Origin of the sequence: Achromobacter veterisilvae, from assembly GCF_900496975.1 — a bacterium.
In the GTDB taxonomy this organism is placed as follows: domain Bacteria; phylum Pseudomonadota; class Gammaproteobacteria; order Burkholderiales; family Burkholderiaceae_B; genus Achromobacter; species Achromobacter veterisilvae.
The window spans coordinates 41,574-57,310 of sequence record NZ_UFQC01000021.1; the positions used below are offsets into that span (position 1 = coordinate 41,574).

Annotated in this window: 12 protein-coding genes; 8 read left to right on the forward strand and 4 right to left on the reverse strand. The window is 63.0% G+C overall.

Annotation, left to right across the window (positions count from 1 at the left end; translation table 11 throughout):
• Positions 1 to 131: 131 nt before the first annotated feature.
• From AVE30378_RS19435 to AVE30378_RS19450, 4 genes are read left to right on the forward strand one after another with little or no spacing between them, the layout of a single operon-like run.
• On the forward strand, positions 132 to 1,349 hold the full coding sequence (locus AVE30378_RS19435; RefSeq protein ID WP_129242542.1) for a CaiB/BaiF CoA transferase family protein: 1,218 nt from the start codon (positions 132 to 134) through the stop codon (positions 1,347 to 1,349).
• Positions 1,350 to 1,393: 44 nt separating this feature from the next.
• The gene (locus tag AVE30378_RS19440) at positions 1,394 to 2,632 is read left to right on the forward strand and encodes a CoA transferase (RefSeq protein WP_129242496.1); all 1,239 of its coding nucleotides are present in this window, start codon (positions 1,394 to 1,396) and stop codon (positions 2,630 to 2,632) included.
• A 35-nt stretch (positions 2,633 to 2,667) separates the two neighbouring features.
• Positions 2,668 to 3,753 (forward strand): MaoC family dehydratase, encoded by a 1,086-nt coding sequence (locus AVE30378_RS19445; RefSeq protein WP_129242497.1) that lies wholly within the window; start codon positions 2,668 to 2,670, stop codon positions 3,751 to 3,753.
• A 30-nt stretch (positions 3,754 to 3,783) separates the two neighbouring features.
• The gene (locus tag AVE30378_RS19450; RefSeq protein WP_129242498.1) at positions 3,784 to 4,758 is read left to right on the forward strand and encodes a Bug family tripartite tricarboxylate transporter substrate binding protein; all 975 of its coding nucleotides are present in this window, start codon (positions 3,784 to 3,786) and stop codon (positions 4,756 to 4,758) included.
• A 168-nt stretch (positions 4,759 to 4,926) separates the two neighbouring features.
• On the opposite strand, the gene AVE30378_RS19455 is transcribed toward AVE30378_RS19450, so the two are convergent.
• Both AVE30378_RS19455 and AVE30378_RS19460 read right to left on the reverse strand, forming a co-directional pair.
• Positions 4,927 to 7,338 (reverse strand): DNA/RNA helicase domain-containing protein, encoded by a 2,412-nt coding sequence (locus AVE30378_RS19455; protein ID WP_129242499.1) that lies wholly within the window; start codon positions 7,336 to 7,338, stop codon positions 4,927 to 4,929.
• 24 nt (positions 7,339 to 7,362) lie between these two features.
• Positions 7,363 to 7,713, reverse strand: coding sequence for a nucleotide pyrophosphohydrolase (locus tag AVE30378_RS19460; RefSeq protein ID WP_129242500.1), 351 nt, complete (start codon positions 7,711 to 7,713; stop codon positions 7,363 to 7,365).
• A 139-nt stretch (positions 7,714 to 7,852) separates the two neighbouring features.
• On the opposite strand from AVE30378_RS19460, the gene AVE30378_RS19465 reads away from it, so the two are divergent.
• Complete coding sequence (locus tag AVE30378_RS19465; protein WP_129242501.1) at positions 7,853 to 8,116, forward strand: helix-turn-helix domain-containing protein; 264 nt, start codon at positions 7,853 to 7,855, stop codon at positions 8,114 to 8,116.
• A gap of 1 nt (position 8,117) precedes the next feature.
• On the forward strand, positions 8,118 to 9,458 hold the full coding sequence (locus AVE30378_RS19470; RefSeq protein WP_129242502.1) for a type II toxin-antitoxin system HipA family toxin: 1,341 nt from the start codon (positions 8,118 to 8,120) through the stop codon (positions 9,456 to 9,458).
• A gap of 24 nt (positions 9,459 to 9,482) precedes the next feature.
• Here AVE30378_RS19470 and AVE30378_RS33120 read toward each other — a convergent pair whose 3' ends face one another.
• Complete coding sequence (locus tag AVE30378_RS33120) at positions 9,483 to 9,791, reverse strand: MerR family DNA-binding protein (RefSeq protein WP_129242543.1); 309 nt, start codon at positions 9,789 to 9,791, stop codon at positions 9,483 to 9,485.
• Between the two features lie 38 nt (positions 9,792 to 9,829).
• On the opposite strand from AVE30378_RS33120, the gene AVE30378_RS19480 reads away from it, so the two are divergent.
• Together AVE30378_RS19480 and AVE30378_RS19485 are read left to right on the forward strand one after the other, a co-directional pair.
• The gene (locus AVE30378_RS19480; protein ID WP_129242503.1) at positions 9,830 to 11,686 is read left to right on the forward strand and encodes a hypothetical protein; all 1,857 of its coding nucleotides are present in this window, start codon (positions 9,830 to 9,832) and stop codon (positions 11,684 to 11,686) included.
• Positions 11,687 to 11,839: 153 nt separating this feature from the next.
• On the forward strand, positions 11,840 to 14,557 hold the full coding sequence (locus AVE30378_RS19485) for a cation-transporting P-type ATPase (RefSeq protein WP_129242504.1): 2,718 nt from the start codon (positions 11,840 to 11,842) through the stop codon (positions 14,555 to 14,557).
• Here the strand turns inward: AVE30378_RS19485 and AVE30378_RS19490 are convergent.
• Complete coding sequence (locus tag AVE30378_RS19490; protein WP_129242505.1) at positions 14,544 to 15,644, reverse strand: NAD(P)-dependent alcohol dehydrogenase; 1,101 nt, start codon at positions 15,642 to 15,644, stop codon at positions 14,544 to 14,546. The two genes, AVE30378_RS19485 and AVE30378_RS19490, sit on opposite strands and share 14 nt — an antisense overlap.
• Positions 15,645 to 15,737: the final 93 nt, after the last annotated feature.

A 15,737-nucleotide genomic window follows, 5' to 3' on the forward strand; every position in this document is an offset into this window, starting at 1 on the left:
AACTGCATAATCTGAAAGATAAATTGGTTTGTTTGGCTGGCCGAAGATGATTAGAGTTCCGATCTGTCATCCGACGCGGCAGCATGTTCGCGACGGCAAGGCGTTTCTTCCACCGTATTGCGCGAATTCCCATGTCATTCGAAACAAGCCAAGATCCGTCCATCCCCGCGCTGCAAGGCATACGCGTACTCGACATTGCCACCTTTGTTGCCGCTCCGTTCTGCGGCACGATACTGGCCGACTTCGGTGCCGAGGTGATAAAGGTCGAGCAGCCGGACTCAGGCGATTCGTTGCGCAAGTTCGGTACGCCCACCGAGTGCGGCGACAGCCTGGTTTGGCTTAGCGAAGCCCGCAACAAGGAAGCGATTACGCTGGACCTGCGTCGGCCGGAAGGCGCCGAGATGTTCCGTGCGCTGGTGGCGAAGTCAGACGTCGTGCTGGAGAATTTCCGGCCCGGGACGCTGGAGAAATGGGGGCTGGGCTTCGAGGAGCTGCGCCAGATCAATCCGGGACTGGTGATGCTTCGGATCAGCGCCTACGGCCAGACCGGCCCCAAGCGCGGCGAACCCGGTTTCGCGCGCATTGCGCATGCGTTTTCGGGCCTGTCTTGGTTGTCGGGCGAGGCGGATGGCCCGCCGGTGGTGCCGGGTTCGACGTCGATGGCCGACTATGTGTCGGGTATGTGGGGTGCCATCGGAGTGCTGACCGCGCTGCGCGCCCGCGAGCGGAACGGACGTGGCCAGTTCATCGATCTGGGCTTGTACGAATCGGTCTTCCGCCTGCTGGACGAGATGGCGCCGGCCTACGCCAAGTACGGCACGGTGCGTCAACGAATGGGGGCCGATACCGTCAACGTGGTTCCACATAGCCACTACAGGACTGGCAGTGGCCAGTGGGTGGCGCTTGCGTGCACCAACGACAAGATGTTCGAGCGCCTTGCCGGCGTAATGGAGCAACCTCGACTCGCGGCGGACTATCCAACCAGCGTAGTGCGCGTTGCCCACCGCGATCACATCAACGGATTGGTCGCCGCGTGGATGAATGAACGGTCGCTGCAAGATGTCCTGGCGCAAACGCAAGCCGGCGGAGTACCTTGCGCGCAGATCTATTCCATCAAGGAGATCTTCGAGGACGAGCAGTTCGAGGCGCGGGGGAACCTGATGCAGATTGAAGATCCGCGCGTGGGAGCGCTGACGCTGCCTGCGCCGTTGCCCCGCTTGTCCGAGACGCCACCGACGTTCCGCCATGCGGGCAGGGCGCTCGGCGCCGACAACGAGGCGGTTTATCGCCGGCTGTTGGGTTTGTCGCCCGAGGATCTTCAGGCCGCGCGCGCAGCGCGTGTCATCTAGCCCTGCTGCCGCGACGCTTGGTTGCGATTGTGAGAGAACCGATCATGAGCCAACCCTTCTTGCGCGGTGTCCGCGTTATCGAGAGTTCCGCATTCATCGCAGCGCCGCTGGCGGGGATGACGCTTGCCCAGTACGGGGCGGACGTCGTGCGGATCGACATGATAGGCGGCGGCATCGACTACGGCCGTCTGCCACGCATGCCCGAGGGCCGCAGCCTCTATTGGACGGGGCTGAACAAGGGCAAGCGATCGGTCGCGGTGGATATCCGTCGGCCCGAAGGCAGGGAACTGGTGCAAGCGCTAGTGAGCGCTCCGGGCGAGCAAGGCGGTGTATTGCTTACCAATATCGGCGTGCCCTGGTTGTCGCACGACGCGTTGGCGCGCCAGCGCGCCGACGTCATCACTTGCACCATCGAGGGCCATGCAGACGGGAGCACTGCCGTCGACTACACCGTCAACTGTGCCACGGGCTTGCCCGCCATGACGGGTAACGGGTCTGAGCAGGCGCCGGTGAACAGCGTGCTGCCCGCGTGGGACATCGCATGCGCCTATCAGGCCGCCTTCGCCATTTCGGCCGCGGTGCAAGGCCGCGCCGTCACCGGAACCGGCGCGCAGATGCGGCTGGCGTTGTCAGACGTGGCGTTTGCCACGATGTCGCACTTGGGCTACCTGGCAGAGGCGGAGCTATTGCACGTTGATCGGCCTGCGCTGGGCAATTTCCTGTACGGCGCGTTCGGCAAGGATTTCGGCGCGCGGGACGGCCGGCGTCTTTACGTGGCTGCCATATCGCTAGGGCAATGGAAGGCCTTGGTGGCGGCCTGCGGATTGCAGGAGGCAGTGCGGCGCATCGAAGCGGCCACGGGCCTGAACCTCGATGACGAAGGCGACCGTTACGCTGCACGGGAGGCCATCGCGGCCGAGATCGTCCCGTGGTGTGCGGCGCGCAGCCTGGAGACCATCGGGCAGCGCTTCACCGAGCAGAAAGTCTGCTGGGGAACCTATCGCACGGTTCGGCAGGCGGTCGCCCAGGATCCCCGGCTGGGGAGTGCCAATCCGGTTTTTCAGACTGTGCATACGGCAGGGGTCGGGCGTCACCTGGCCGCGGGTGGCGCTGTGCGCCTGATGGGAGTCCCGCACCCGCCCGTCGTTCCTGCTCCGATGTTGGGCCAGCACACCGACGAGGTATTGGCCGACGTGCTGGGGTTGGGCGATGCGGCGATCGGCCGCTTGCTCGCCCTGGGCATCGTCGCGGGCCCCGCACAAGACCCCCTTATGGCCGGCTGAGGGGCTTGACCGGCCCGGCATGACTGGAGATCTCTATGGAAACCCCCCTTCGCTACGGCAACTGTTTCGAGGACTTCCAGCCCGGGCAGGTATTCCGCCACGCTACGCCGCGAACCGTGACCGATGGCGACAGCGCCGTGTACACCGCGCTGACCGGTACGCGCATCCTCTGCCACTCGTCCGAGATGGCCGCACGCCAGCTCGGCTATGCGGGACGCCCGCTGGACGATCTGCTGGTGTTCAACATCGCCTTCGGCAAGACCGTTCCCGACATCTCGTTGAACGCGGTGGCCAATCTGGGCTATGCAGATGTGCGGTTTCTCGCCCCGGTCTATGCGGGCGATACGCTTAGCGCCGAGAGCACCGTCATTGGTGTGAAGGAGAATGCGAGCAGCCCAAGCGGGGTTGTGTACGTGCTCTCGGTCTGCCGCAATCAGCATGGGGCATGCGTATTGAGTTGGGTACGCTGGGTGATGGTCCGCAAGCGCGACGCCGACGCGCCTGCGCCAGTAGCCCTGGTGCCGAAACTGCCTTTGGCCGTTGCGCCCGGCCAGTTGGTCGCGGCGCCGTCGATACGTACCGCAGACGCTCTGGAAACTTGGTGCAGGGCGAGCGGTTCACGGCGGCTGTGGGGTGACTTCATCGCCGGTCAGCGTATCGACCATCCCTGCGGTATGACGATAGAGGAGGCCGATCACATGTCGGCCACTCGGCTCTACCAGAACAACGCGCGCGTTCACTTTGACGCGATCCATATGCGTGACTCGGCCACCGCCCGGCGGCTGGTATATGGGGGGCACGTAATCTCCGTGTGCCGCGCGCTGTCGCACGACGGGCTCGAAAACGTCCTTTCCGTGCTGGCAATCAACGGCGGGAGGCATGTGGCGCCCACAGTCGCGGGAGACACCTTGTACGCCTGTTCCGAAGTGATGGAACGGCTGACGTTGCCTCAACGCCAGGATGTGGGTGCGCTACGGCTGCGCCTGCTCGGCTTAAAGAACGTGGCGCCCGCGGACGTGGATGTCCTGGGCGGTGCCGATGGCAAGCAGTATCACCCGGCCGTCGTGCTGGACCTGGATTACACCGTTGCCGTGCCTGCCAGCAGCCTCGCTGGCAGATAAAACAATTTCACTATCCAATAGGAGACAACCATGCGTTTTTCCCGCTACTCGATTGCAGCCGCCACGATGGGCCTTGCAGCAATGACTTGCGTGTCGGCCCAGGAAGCCTACCCGTCCAAGCCGGTGCGCGTCGTGGTTCCGTGGACCGCGGGCCAGGCCACCGATGCGGCCGCGCGAGCGGTGGCCGAGCGTTTGAACGACAGCATGAAGCAGGCATTCATCATCGACAACCGGCCTGGCGCGGGCGGCGCGATCGGTAGTGAGACAGTGGCTCGATCCGCGCCCGACGGCTATACCCTCCTGGCAGGATCGACAGGCTCGGTTACCATCAATCCGCTGCTGTTCAAGACCAACTACGACACCCAGAGTTTTGCGCCAGCGGGCATCATCGCGACGGTGCCCTATGTGCTGGTCACCGCCGCGTCCTTTCCGGCAAAAGATGCACGAGAGTTGGTCGCGCTGCTTAAGGCCAACCCCGACAAGTACAGCTTCGCCTCTTCCGGCAATGGCTCGATCGGGCATTTGACCTCCGAGTTGTTCATCTCGCAGATCGGTGCGAAGGTTTCACACATTCCATATAAGGGCAGTAGCGGCGCACTCGTCGACGTGATGGCGGGGCGTGTCGATTTCATGTTCGACTCGGTGACCTCGGTGCTACCTCAGTTGAAGTCCGGCAAGATCCGTGCGTACGGAATTTCTTCCTTGAAGCGAAGCAGCTCGTTGCGTGAGGTGCCGCCTTTGGCCGAGTCGGCTGGACTCCCCGGCTTCGACCTCTATGCTTGGATCGGGCTGTTGGCGCCAGTGGGAACCCCTGAACCTGTCCTGGAGTCTCTGAACAAGGGGATCCACGCTGCCGTGTCGTCGCCCTCGATCAAGGAAAAGTACCTGACGCTGGGTATAGAGCCTGTCGAGGCCTCCTCACCCTCCGACATGACGAAAGTCATCGAGGCCGAGCGCAGCCGCCTGCAAGAACTGATCCGGACCGCTCTCATCCAAGCCGACTGACTCGCCGGGCCTGGCCCGCGAACCGAACCCGCACGCAGCCGTTTCGACCGCCTTGCTGCCGCGCGGGTTCGGTGCCGGCGATGGTCGCGTGGTCCGGCGCAAGCCCGCTGGACCGAACTTGAAAATGTAGTCTGAGTCTATGGTCTGGCCTGTACCTATGACGAGTGGTCAGGCCTCGTTATCGAGAACGGTCAGCAGTTCCGCTACGATCATGAAATCATCGCCAGCGGCTTCCCGATGGATCACTATCGGCTCGTAGCCGGGTTGCAGCGAGTCCGGATGCAGCACGATCTGCTCGTGCTGCCAACTGCCGTCCGGGTTGATCGTCTTCTCGCTGGAGTAGACCTTGATGGTGTATTTTCCGCCTGTTTCAGGATCGTCGATGCTCCGGTGTTGGACGATCACGACTTTGCCTTGGCGGGTGCCGCTGGGATTCGCGCGGAACAGGCACCATGATCCGTTCGGAATACGCCGGCTCATGGATTCGCCTACGACTTGAGCCACGAAGAGACCTGGCTGGGGAGTGACCCAATCAGGCGGTTCGAGCCATTGGTTGGCGGCCTCTTCGAGTGCTTGGATGTCTGAGAACGCGCCAGCCGCCATTTTGATGTCGATGAGCGGCAGCGCAGCCATGCTGTTCTGGCGCTTAGGCTCCGTGATCTGCCTTAAGGGTACGACGTTGGAGTCCTCCAGGGAGACCACGGAGGTTGGCTCTAGGGTCGTGCTCAGTCGGCTGCGCAGATAATCGGCGAGTGCCTTGTCGGTGCAATAGACGTAGCAGCCTTTCATGCCGCGAGTCATCAGCGTACGGTAGGTATTCTTGATGATGAGGTCACCGAGTTCCCGAGCGCGTTCGGGATCTTCTCGCACCATCTTCTTGAGACCTCGGACCGATTGGTCCGAGGAGGCTCGTTGGGTGGGGTCGGTCACAATCTGGCCATTGCGAAAGGCCAGGTCGTTTCCAATAATCACGCCAACATAGTCCAGTTCCAAACCCTGGCAGGTGTGAATGCAGCCCACCTCTTGTACGGAGCCGGGTTTGACGATCCAGAGACTGCCGTCTGTACTAAGGTTCCAGCGCTTCTGATAATCGAATTGCGGGAGTCGGATGTCCCACGCTTCGGGGTTGTTCTTGCTTGGCCAAGGCCAGCAATAGCCGGCAACAACGCGGGATCGATTATTTGCCTGGTTCTTTGCGGCAATGAGATCGTGCATTTCGGCGGGATTATCAAATACCCGGAAATCGTACTCGGACGGATCGAGCATTTGATTGGCGGTCGGCCGAATTCCCAGTGTATTCTCCAACCAGGCAAGATAGCCCTCAGAGCCGTTGCATCGGAATTGCGACGTCAGCGCAAGTTCCGTGATTTCTGCGCCCAGCCTCCTGGCGTGCCGCCTCAGTTCTTCGGTGTGGCCAATATCGAAGATCGTGACTCGTTGATCGTCGTCCGTGAAGAAGACGGTACACCGCGCGGACCGAATGATCTCCAGGACCTGGTTCTCCCCCTCATTGCGGTAAAGGCCGCTTTTTTCATTGAGCCTATGCGCTTCGTCCACCAATAGGACGTCGTAGGTATCAGCCTCGTCCTTCGTGAAGGCGCCCGAACCGCTGAAGAGGTTGCCGATCCGGGTCTTGGTGAAGGTGCCCGTCAGCTTGGCTTGAAAGACTTCTCGGGGGGCGCGGTTCTTGGTTACGTAGCGTGCGTTGCGTTGCCGGCCGATCAACGCCGCTAGCAAGTTAATGGCGAGCACTGACTTTCCGGTGCCTGGTCCGCCTTGCACGATGACGACCTGCTTCTTCTCCTCCGACCGGGCTTCGATCTGCAAGATAGACTCGTAAACGACTTTTTGCTGATCAATCAGCACAAATTCGCTCTTGCCTTGCATCAGGCTGGCTACGTAATCCACCAGGCTTTTTGATGGCTGGATGCGGCCGTGCTCGATGGCGTAGAGGGATTTCAAACGATCGCCGCGTCGCACGTGTTTGCTGATGAAGCGGCTCAGCTTTTCCTTGTCGCTCTTGAGAAAGAGAGGCGCTCGCTGGATATGCGGTTCGTAATGCGGATGGTCGATCTGCCCGTCGCGGGGATGGTTGTGCAGGTAGGCGCAGGGTTGCAGGCGAATGCCTTGTTCGTGCACGGCGGCATTGAGATCTTCGAGCCGCGCGGCATACGACCATGCCTGATAGGAGGGATGGGGGCCTTCGATCTCGGCGTTGCGTCCGCCGCGTCGTGCCCAGACGATCCCGTCCTTGCTGCTATATCGAGAGCTTGACCACTGTTTCAACTCGATAATCACGACCTTGGGGGATCCCGTTTCGTCTTCTCCCGTGATCATGAAATCGATGCGCTGAGAACTGCTGGGTAACTGGTACTCGATCGCGATGCCGGCGTCGTCCGGGATTTCCTCGTCCTGTAGCACTTTGGCCATCTCAAACAACGAGCTTCGCCAGGAGCGCACTTCACTTTCACCCCCACCGGCGACGCCAGCATGGCGGACGTGGCGGAGCACGATGTCTTCGATGTCATCACGGAGCGTGTGATGAAGAAACTCCGTCTTGCTGGCTTGGTAAATGATCACTGCTGCACCTGTGTTCCAACAAACTCAAAGCTGGTCGTATTTCTTGCTGCTACCTTTGGCGCGGCTGACAGGATACTTTTGGGCGTTGATGTGGATCTTGGCCTGCGCCGCTTTCACAGGGTCGAGGCCAAGCATGTTGCTCAGTTGGATAAGGTAGAGGAGTACATCCGCGATCTCGCTGCCTACAGCCTCTAGTTTTTCGGGCGGGAGCATTCGGCTTTGCTCTTCCGTCATCCACTGGAAGTGTTCGAGTAGTTCTCCCGCTTCCACGATTAGTGCGGATGCCAGGTTCTTGGGCGAATGGAACTGCTCCCAATCGCGTGCCTTTGCGAACTCGCGTTGTTGCTGACTGAGGGATTGGAGCGTATCGGCCATGGATTTTCAGCGGGGAATAATGCTGCCGGTTATGTGGATCTGTTAGGACCTGTTGCTAGAAGGATAGTTGTTTTCCAGATATTTGACAATTATCTGTATATCAGATATTTTTCATTTAACTGAATTCCGGGTATCCGCCATGACGCCCACCTCCCATACCCTGATCACCGCCGTCCAGCTAGCCGCGGTACTCCAGGCCACGCGCAAGGCCCAGGGGCTGACCCAATCGGCGCTGGCTGCCCGTATCGGCCTGAGCCAGTCGCGGGTCTCTCATTTGGAGCTCAATGCCCACGAGCTGAGCGTGGAGCAACTCCTCGCATGGTGCGCAGCGCTGGGCCTGGAGCTGGCCATCGGGACCCGGGGCAACGCCGCGGTGTCCGCCGAGCCGACCGCGGATTGGTGACATGGGGCGTCGATCGCACAGCCGCAGCCTGTCCATCTGGACCAACGGCGTCCGCGTCGGTCGCTGGACGATTCCCGCTCGTGGAGAGATGGAGCTGCAATATGACGCGAATTGGGTCGGTGCCGACATCGGCCGGCCACTCTCGTTGTCGTTGCCGTTCAACCTGCAGAACCTGCCGCTCAGGGGCGAGAAGGTCGCCAATTATTTCGACAACCTGCTTCCGGACAGCGATGCCATCCGCAGACGCGCGGCCGAGCGATTCAAGACGGGATCGATAGAACCGTTCGATCTGCTGGCTGCGATCGGACGCGATTGCGTGGGTGCCGTGCAGTTGCTAGGACAGGACGAGGAGCCGGAGGGCTTCGACCGTATTGAGGGCGTTCCGTTGTCCGAGGAGGACATCGAGCGGCACTTGATCGAAACCGTTTCGCCGCTGGCCTTCGCGGCGGGGCGGGACCCGGACGCGGATTTCCGCATTTCGCTGGCCGGCGCGCAGGAGAAGACGGCTTTCCTTTGGTGGGGCGGGCAGTGGCTCGTACCGCAGGGCGCTACGCCGACGAGCCACATCTTCAAGCTTCCGCTCGGGCTGATGGGCGGGCGCCGGGCGGACTTCAGCACTTCCGTCGACAACGAATGGCTGTGCCTGCGGCTGCTGAAGGCCTATGGGTTGGCCGTGGCCGACGCCGATATCGCAACCTTCGGCCGGCAGCGCGTGCTGGTGGTGGAGCGCTTCGATCGGCGTGTCGCGCCCAACGGCCAGTGGCTTATGCGTCTTCCGCAGGAAGATTTCTGTCAGGTTGAAGGCTGCTCGCCGCTGCGCAAGTATGAGAACGAGGGCGGCCCCGGGCTCAAGGCCTTGTTCGCCACGCTGCGGCAGTCGGTGAACGCCGAGGGCGACATGAAGACGTTGATGTCGGCGCAGGTGCTGTTCTGGCTGCTGCGAGCGCCCGATGGCCATGCCAAGAACTTCAGCATCCAGCTTCGGCCGCGCGGTCGTTTTCAGTTGAGCCCGCTGTATGACGTGATGTCGGTCTATCCGGTGCTGGGCGACGGTCCCAGCCAGTGGTCGCCGTATGGGATCAAGTCCGCGATGGCCTTGCTAGGCAAGAACCGCCACTACGAGATGCACAGCATCCAGCGCAGGCACTTCAACAGTACCGCACAGAGAATCGGCTACGCCGCGACGGCGGAACCGATTATTGATGAACTTCTCGCCCGTACACCGGCGGCGATTGCGGAAGTTCAAGCTGCGCTGCCGAGAGATTTCTCGCCGCGTGTCGCCGATGCCATCCTGGGCGGGCTTGAGCAGGCCGCGAAGGCGCTCGGCGCGATGGCGCCGTAGGCAGGGGAGAGGGACCCATCTTCGCTACGGCCGCTCCAGAATCCGTGCCCCCGGGCCTTCTCCCCTCAGTCTGTCCATGGGTTTGCGCAGCGGGCAGTCTGTGAGCGACAGGCCCCCGCAGCCTATGCAACTGTCGAGTTCGTCGCGCAGCCGCGTCAGGCGTTTGATCCGGTCGTCCAGATTGGCGCGCCATGTCGACGACAGCTTGCGCCATGGCTTCGCTGTGACCTTGTCGCCCGGAAGGTACGGTATTCTTCCGCGTGAGCAGAGGGCCAGCCTCGATTCCGCAAGTGCGGATGCTGGCGCTTTGCGAGACTTGCGACCAGGACACAGAGATGAAAAGGACGCGGGAGAAGATCAAGGAAAAAGTGATGACGGCCTTGGAGCTGCCATCCGCGCCAGCGGAGGAACTGGCGGCGGTCTTGCGGGAGGTGAAACTGCATCGCCTTTATGCCGATCCGGACATCACAGGCCTGCTTCGGAAGCGGGACGAGGTTCGGGACGTGCGGGAACTCCTGGACGATGCCGATATTTTCGTGGCGCTGGATCGTTCATTTACCGACCGTATCGCCGCCATCGGCGCAAGATTCGATTCCAGGTCCGACGAGCTCTATCACACGATGCTGGTGCACGAGCAACAGCTCAGATCCACCTGCGGGTTGCCGACCTACGAGCATTTCAACACCTCGATCGTGGTGGAGTTCTTGGACGAGGGCCATTACAAGAATCCCTTGGACTTCGGCGCCTCGGTGGACTACGCCATGTCCTACTTCTCCCTCACGCTGAGGTCGTTCCTGGAAGCGGGGGAGAGGATGAGCGTGCACTATGACAGTGCGAAATTCGACGCGGCATGCCTGCATCTTCCTCTGAGTGGCGAATGGGCGATTTTCCACGAACGACGGTCAATCTGGGAACATGGGCAAGCGAAGGGAACGCGGCATGGGAACGCTGTAGTCTTCGATGCCAGCGGGTCCGAATTGCTGTCTGCGTTCAGGGTGTCGCTCAGCCGTCTTCGCGGGGTCAGGCAAGGGGAGTCCTTCAATCCGATGACCCATCCGGCAGTCATCGGCTCCACCCGGAAATTGCCTATCGATGGGTTCAGGTCGAACGACGAGGTGAAGTCCGCGTACATGACGACCCAGCAGTTCTACTCGGAAGACCTGCGGGAGGAAGTCCGGGGAGCCAGGCTGTGCGAATGGATTCGCGCCTATACGGTAGTCAAGGAGATTGCGAAGAAGCATATTGAATTGCATCCCTTGATTGGGCAGCCGGCAACGTTGCTGCTGCACAAGACAGCCGATTTTTTCCTGGCCGAGTTTGTCGCGGCGGGAATCCCGGTGAAATCTGCCGAGCAGATTCTGTGCCGCTTCATCTTCAATGCGTCCTCGAAGGACATTCTTGATTCGCCATTGATTCCCTTCAATGGCGAACTGGTCTTGGTTCCCACGGCGGCCATGCTGATCGAGCCGGCTTTTTCGCTGGAGTCTCTTCTGAAAAGCATAAGAAGCAGGAAGGACGAGCCGAACCATGAGCTGCAGTTCATCGGGCCGGGCTTCGAGAAACTGACTCGCCGGGTGCTGGCGGATGCGGGCATCGTCGCGAGAAAGGTCAAGCATAAGAACCGGGATTGCGATGTGGCCTTCGTGTTGGAAGAGGACGTCTTGTTCCTGTGCGAATGCAAGGGCCGGTTCCAGACCAGCGATTTCCGCAGCTACGTGGAACTGGAGGCTGAGCTTGGCCGGGACGCGGCCCAACAACATCGGAAGACGTGCGACTACTTCGAGAGTCATTTGGCCCACGTCCGCGACCGGCTTGGGCGTGCGCCGGAATGGGTGCCGTCCAGGGTGATGAGGGTGATCCTGACGTCCGCAAAGCTGGGGCGGGTGAGATTCAACGAGGACTTTTACGTCATCGACAAGAACATGTTCTACGCCTTCTTCGCCCGCAAGAAGCTCTCCATGCGGCCCTTGGCATCCCGGCGGCGCACCTTCGTCCACGATCCGCGCCTGGACGGCCCGATCACCGTGGATGCATTTATCGCCTACATGAACGATCCGCCCAGCATTTCCCGGACCCGCATGCTGCTGGAGGAGCGCGAGCTCCATTTCGAGCTGGAGGGCCGCACGATTACGTTCAAGGACGTCGAGTGCTATGGAGAGTTGTTGAAGGAACATAAGGAAAGCGCTGTGTGGACTTTCCCCGGGACGACGGTCCATCACTATTCTTGACGATATCGGCCGCCGGGTGCGTGCGCGCAATAGGGAGCTTTCGCCTGCGGGCGGCGAGGCGGGGGACCGCCGCAGACCCCATATGCTGATAGACTCGAAGGGACCGACCCTGTCGCGAATGAGTCCTGCACGTTACGAAGGCATATTCCATCGATGACTTCCCCCGATCGCTCGTTGTCCGAACAAGAAGATTGGCATGCGCGGCCCGCGATGGCCGTGGAAGAAGCACTAAAAACCCGTCCAGCGGGATTGACCGCGGACGAGACCCAGGACAGGCTGGCCCGCTACGGGCCGAACCGGCTGGTCGAGGCGCGGCGCCAGAGCGCGTTCGGGCGTTTCCTGCGGCAATTCCACAATATCCTGCTCTACGTGATGATGGGGTCGGCCGTCATTACCGCGCTGCTTGGGCACTGGATCGACACGGGCGTGCTGATGGCGGCGGTGGTCGTCAACGCCATCATCGGCTTCATCCAGGAAGGCAAGGCGGAAAGCGCCATGGACGCCATCCGGGGCATGCTTTCGCCGCACGCCCTGGTGGTGCGCGACGGGAGCCGCAGCGAAATCGACGCGGCCGGCCTGGTGCCCGGCGACCAGGTCCTGCTGGCTTCCGGGGACCGCGTGCCCGCCGATCTGCGGCTGGTCGAGGCCAAGGAACTGCGTGTCGAAGAGGCGGCGCTCACGGGGGAATCGCTGCCGGTGGAAAAGCAGATCGCGCCCGTGGCGGCGGATGCGCCGTTGGGCGATCGCCAGTGCATGGCGTATTCGGGCACCGTGGTGGTGCACGGGCAGGCGCGCGGGGTGGTGGTGGCCACCGCGGCGCATACCGAGTTGGGCCGCATCAATCAATTGCTCTCCGGCATCGGCAATATGACCACGCCGCTGCTGCGCCAGGTGGATCATTTCGGCCGCGTGTTGGCGGTGGCCATTTTGGCGCTGTCGGGGCTGCTGTTCGTCGTGGGCACGTGGTGGCTGGGCCACGCGCCGGCGGAAATGTTCATGATGGTGGTGGCGCTGGCGGCGTCCGCCATCCCGGAGGGGCTGCCGGCCATCATGACCGTCACGCTGGCGCTGGGCGTGCAGCGCATGGCGCGGCGCCAGGCCGTCGTGCGGCGGCTGCCGGCGGTCGAGGCCCTGGGTTCGGTGACGGTCATCTGCTCCGACAAGACGGGCACGCTCACCCGCAATGAAATGACGGTGCAGCGCGTGGTGTGCGCGAGCGCGGTGACGGACGTCGGCGGCGTGGGCTATGAACCGTCGGGCGAGTGCAGCATCGACGGCCGCGCCGTCGATCCCGCCATCCATCCCTCGCTGGAGCTGGCCATCCGCGCCGGCGTGCTGTGCAACGATGCCGCGCTGCGCGAGGAAGGCGGCGTCTGGCGGGTCGCGGGCGATCCCACCGAGGGCGCGCTGCTGGTGCTTGGGGTCAAGGCCGGCCTGACGCAGGCTGCGGGCCAGCAGGAATGGCCCCGCCGCGATTCGATCCCGTTCGAGTCCGAGCACCGCTTCATGGCGACCTACCACGAGGCAGGACTGGGCGCTCCATGGATCTTCGTGAAGGGGGCGCCCGAGCGGGTGCTGGACATGTGCGACTCGCAGGCCGATCGTGACGGCCTGCCCCAGGCGCTGGACGTGGACTATTGGCGCCGCATGGCCACCGACACGGCCGCCAAGGGGCTGCGCGTGCTGGGGCTGGCCTGCAAGCGCGCGGCTCCCCGGACCCGGGCCCTGGGTTTCGGCGATGTGGAAGACGGCTTCATGCTGCTGGCGCTGGTGGGCATGATGGACCCGCCGCGCGCCGAAGCCATCGCGGCCGTGGCGGAATGCCACCGGGCGGGCATCCAGGTCAAGATGATCACCGGCGACCATGCCGAGACCGCGCGCGCCATCGGCGCCCAATTGGACATCGGCGTGGGCAAGCCCGCCATCACGGGCGCCGAAGTGGCGCTGATGGACGACGCGACGCTGCGCGAGACGGTGATGGGCGTCGACATCTACGCGCGCGCCAGCCCCGAGCACAAGCTGCGCCTGGTGCAGGCGATGCAGGCGCTGGGCCAGGTGGTGTCCATGACGGGCGACGGCGTGAACGATGCGCCGGCGCTCAAGCGCGCCGACGTCGGCGTGGCGATGGGCCTGAAGGGCACCGAGGCCGCCAAGGAAGCCGCCGACGTGGTGCTGGCCGACGACAACTTCGCCACGATCGCGGCGGCGGTGCGCGAAGGCCGCGCGGTCTACGACAACCTGAAGAAGTTCGTGCTCTTCATGCTGCCCACGAACGGCGGCGAAGGCCTGCTGGTGATCGCGGCCATCCTGTTCCAGCTCACCTTGCCGCTCACGCCGGCGCAGGTGCTGTGGATCAACCTGGTGACCTCCAGCACCTTGGGCCTGGCGCTGGCCTTCGAGCCGGCGGAGCCCGGCATCATGAGCCAGCGTCCGCGGCCGCCGGGCGAGCCGCTGCTGTCGCTGCTTTTCGTGCAGCGCGTGCTGGTGGTCTCGGTGTTGATGATGGCCGGCGCGCTGGGCCTGTTCCTGTGGGAACTCTCCAACGGCATGTCGGTGGACCGCGCCCGGACCATGGCGGTCAACGCGGTGGTGGCGGCGGAAATGTTCTACCTGATCAACAGCCGCCACATCTACGACTCGGTGCTCAACCGCGAAGGCCTGTTCGGAAACCGATACGTGTGGATCGCCATTGCCGCCTGCGTTGCGCTGCAACTGGCCTACACGTACACGCCGTTCATGCACGCCGTGTTCGGCTCGGTGCCGCTGGGCTGGCGCGAATGGCTGGACGTGCTCGGCGCCGGCCTGCTGGTGTTCGCCGGCGCCGAAATCGAAAAATACCTGATGCGCCGCTGGCGCGTCAGGCGGGTTTGACGGCCACCTTGAGCACGTTGTCGCGTTGGTGCGAGAACAGGTCGTAGGCCTCGACGATGTTGTCGAGCTTGTACTGGTGGGTGACCATCACGCCCAGATCCACGCGGCCGGACTGGATCACGTTCATCAGGCGGCGCATGCGTTCCTTGCCCCCCGGGCACAGCGCCGTGTTGATCTTGTGGTCGCCCAGGCCCGCCGCGAACGCGCTCAGGGGGATCTTCAGGTCTTCGGAGTAGACGCCCAGGCTGGACAGGGTGCCGCCCGGCTTGAGCACGCGCAGGGCGGATTCGAAGGTGCTTTGCAGCCCCAGGGCTTCGATGGACGAGTCGACGCCGCGCCCGCCGGTCAGGCGCAGGATATCTTCCACCACGTCGCAGTCGCGGAAGTTCAGGGTCACGTCGGCGCCGAGGGACCGCGCCACGTCCAGCCGGTGGGCGTTGCCGTCGACGGCGATGATGGTGGACGCGCCCAGCAGGCGGGCGCCGGCCGTGGCGCACAGGCCGATGGGGCCCTGGGCGAAGATCGCCACCACGTCGCCGATGCGGATGTTGGCGTTCTCGGCGCCCTTGAAGCCGGTGGACATGATGTCCGGGCACATCAGCACCTGCTCGTCGGTCAGGCCGTCGGGAACCGGGGCCAGGTTGGCCTGCGCGTCGGGCACGAGCACGTATTCGGCCTGGGTGCCGTCGATCTTGTTGCCGAAGCGCCAGCCGGCCGTGGCCTGGTAGCCATGGCAGCCGCAGAGCCCCATGGCGGCGAGGTAGCTGCCGTCCTGCGACGCGACGCCGTCCTGGGCCGCGTACGAGTTGAAGTTCGGGCAGATCGCGCCGGCGATGACGCGCTGCCCTTCCTGGTAGCCGGTCACCGCGCTGCCCAGCTTCTCGATGATGCCGACGGGCTCGTGGCCGACGGTCAGCCCGGGCGCGACGGGGTATTCGCCCTTCAGAATATGGATATCGGTGCCGCAGATGGTGGTGGTGGTGATGCGGATGAGGGCGTCGTTGGGGCCGACGTCCGGAATCGGCTTGTCGACGATTTCGATGCGGCCGGGTTCGACAAAGACAGCGGCTTTCATCATGACGGGCATGGCAATCTCCTGAAGTGCGTGTCGGGTATGGGCTTAGCGTACCGCTTCCAACTACATTCCTGGACGACATTGTTTGCGCCATGTCAATTGCGG

Excerpts from the sequence above, each read along its gene's own strand:
- AVE30378_RS19435 (WP_129242542.1), top strand. The coding sequence starts at position 132 with ATGTCATTCGAAACAAGCCAAGATCCGTCCATCCCCGCGCTGCAAGGC.
- AVE30378_RS19440 (WP_129242496.1), top strand. The coding sequence starts at position 1,394 with ATGAGCCAACCCTTCTTGCGCGGTGTCCGCGTTATCGAGAGTTCCGCA.
- AVE30378_RS19445 (WP_129242497.1), top strand. The coding sequence starts at position 2,668 with ATGGAAACCCCCCTTCGCTACGGCAACTGTTTCGAGGACTTCCAGCCC.
- AVE30378_RS19450 (WP_129242498.1), top strand. The coding sequence starts at position 3,784 with ATGCGTTTTTCCCGCTACTCGATTGCAGCCGCCACGATGGGCCTTGCA.
- AVE30378_RS19460 (WP_129242500.1), bottom strand. The coding sequence starts at position 7,713 with ATGGCCGATACGCTCCAATCCCTCAGTCAGCAACAACGCGAGTTCGCA.
- AVE30378_RS19465 (WP_129242501.1), top strand. The coding sequence starts at position 7,853 with ATGACGCCCACCTCCCATACCCTGATCACCGCCGTCCAGCTAGCCGCG.
- AVE30378_RS19470 (WP_129242502.1), top strand. The coding sequence starts at position 8,118 with ATGGGGCGTCGATCGCACAGCCGCAGCCTGTCCATCTGGACCAACGGC.
- AVE30378_RS19480 (WP_129242503.1), top strand. The coding sequence starts at position 9,830 with ATGACGGCCTTGGAGCTGCCATCCGCGCCAGCGGAGGAACTGGCGGCG.
- AVE30378_RS19485 (WP_129242504.1), top strand. The coding sequence starts at position 11,840 with ATGACTTCCCCCGATCGCTCGTTGTCCGAACAAGAAGATTGGCATGCG.
- AVE30378_RS19490 (WP_129242505.1), bottom strand. The coding sequence starts at position 15,644 with ATGCCCGTCATGATGAAAGCCGCTGTCTTTGTCGAACCCGGCCGCATC.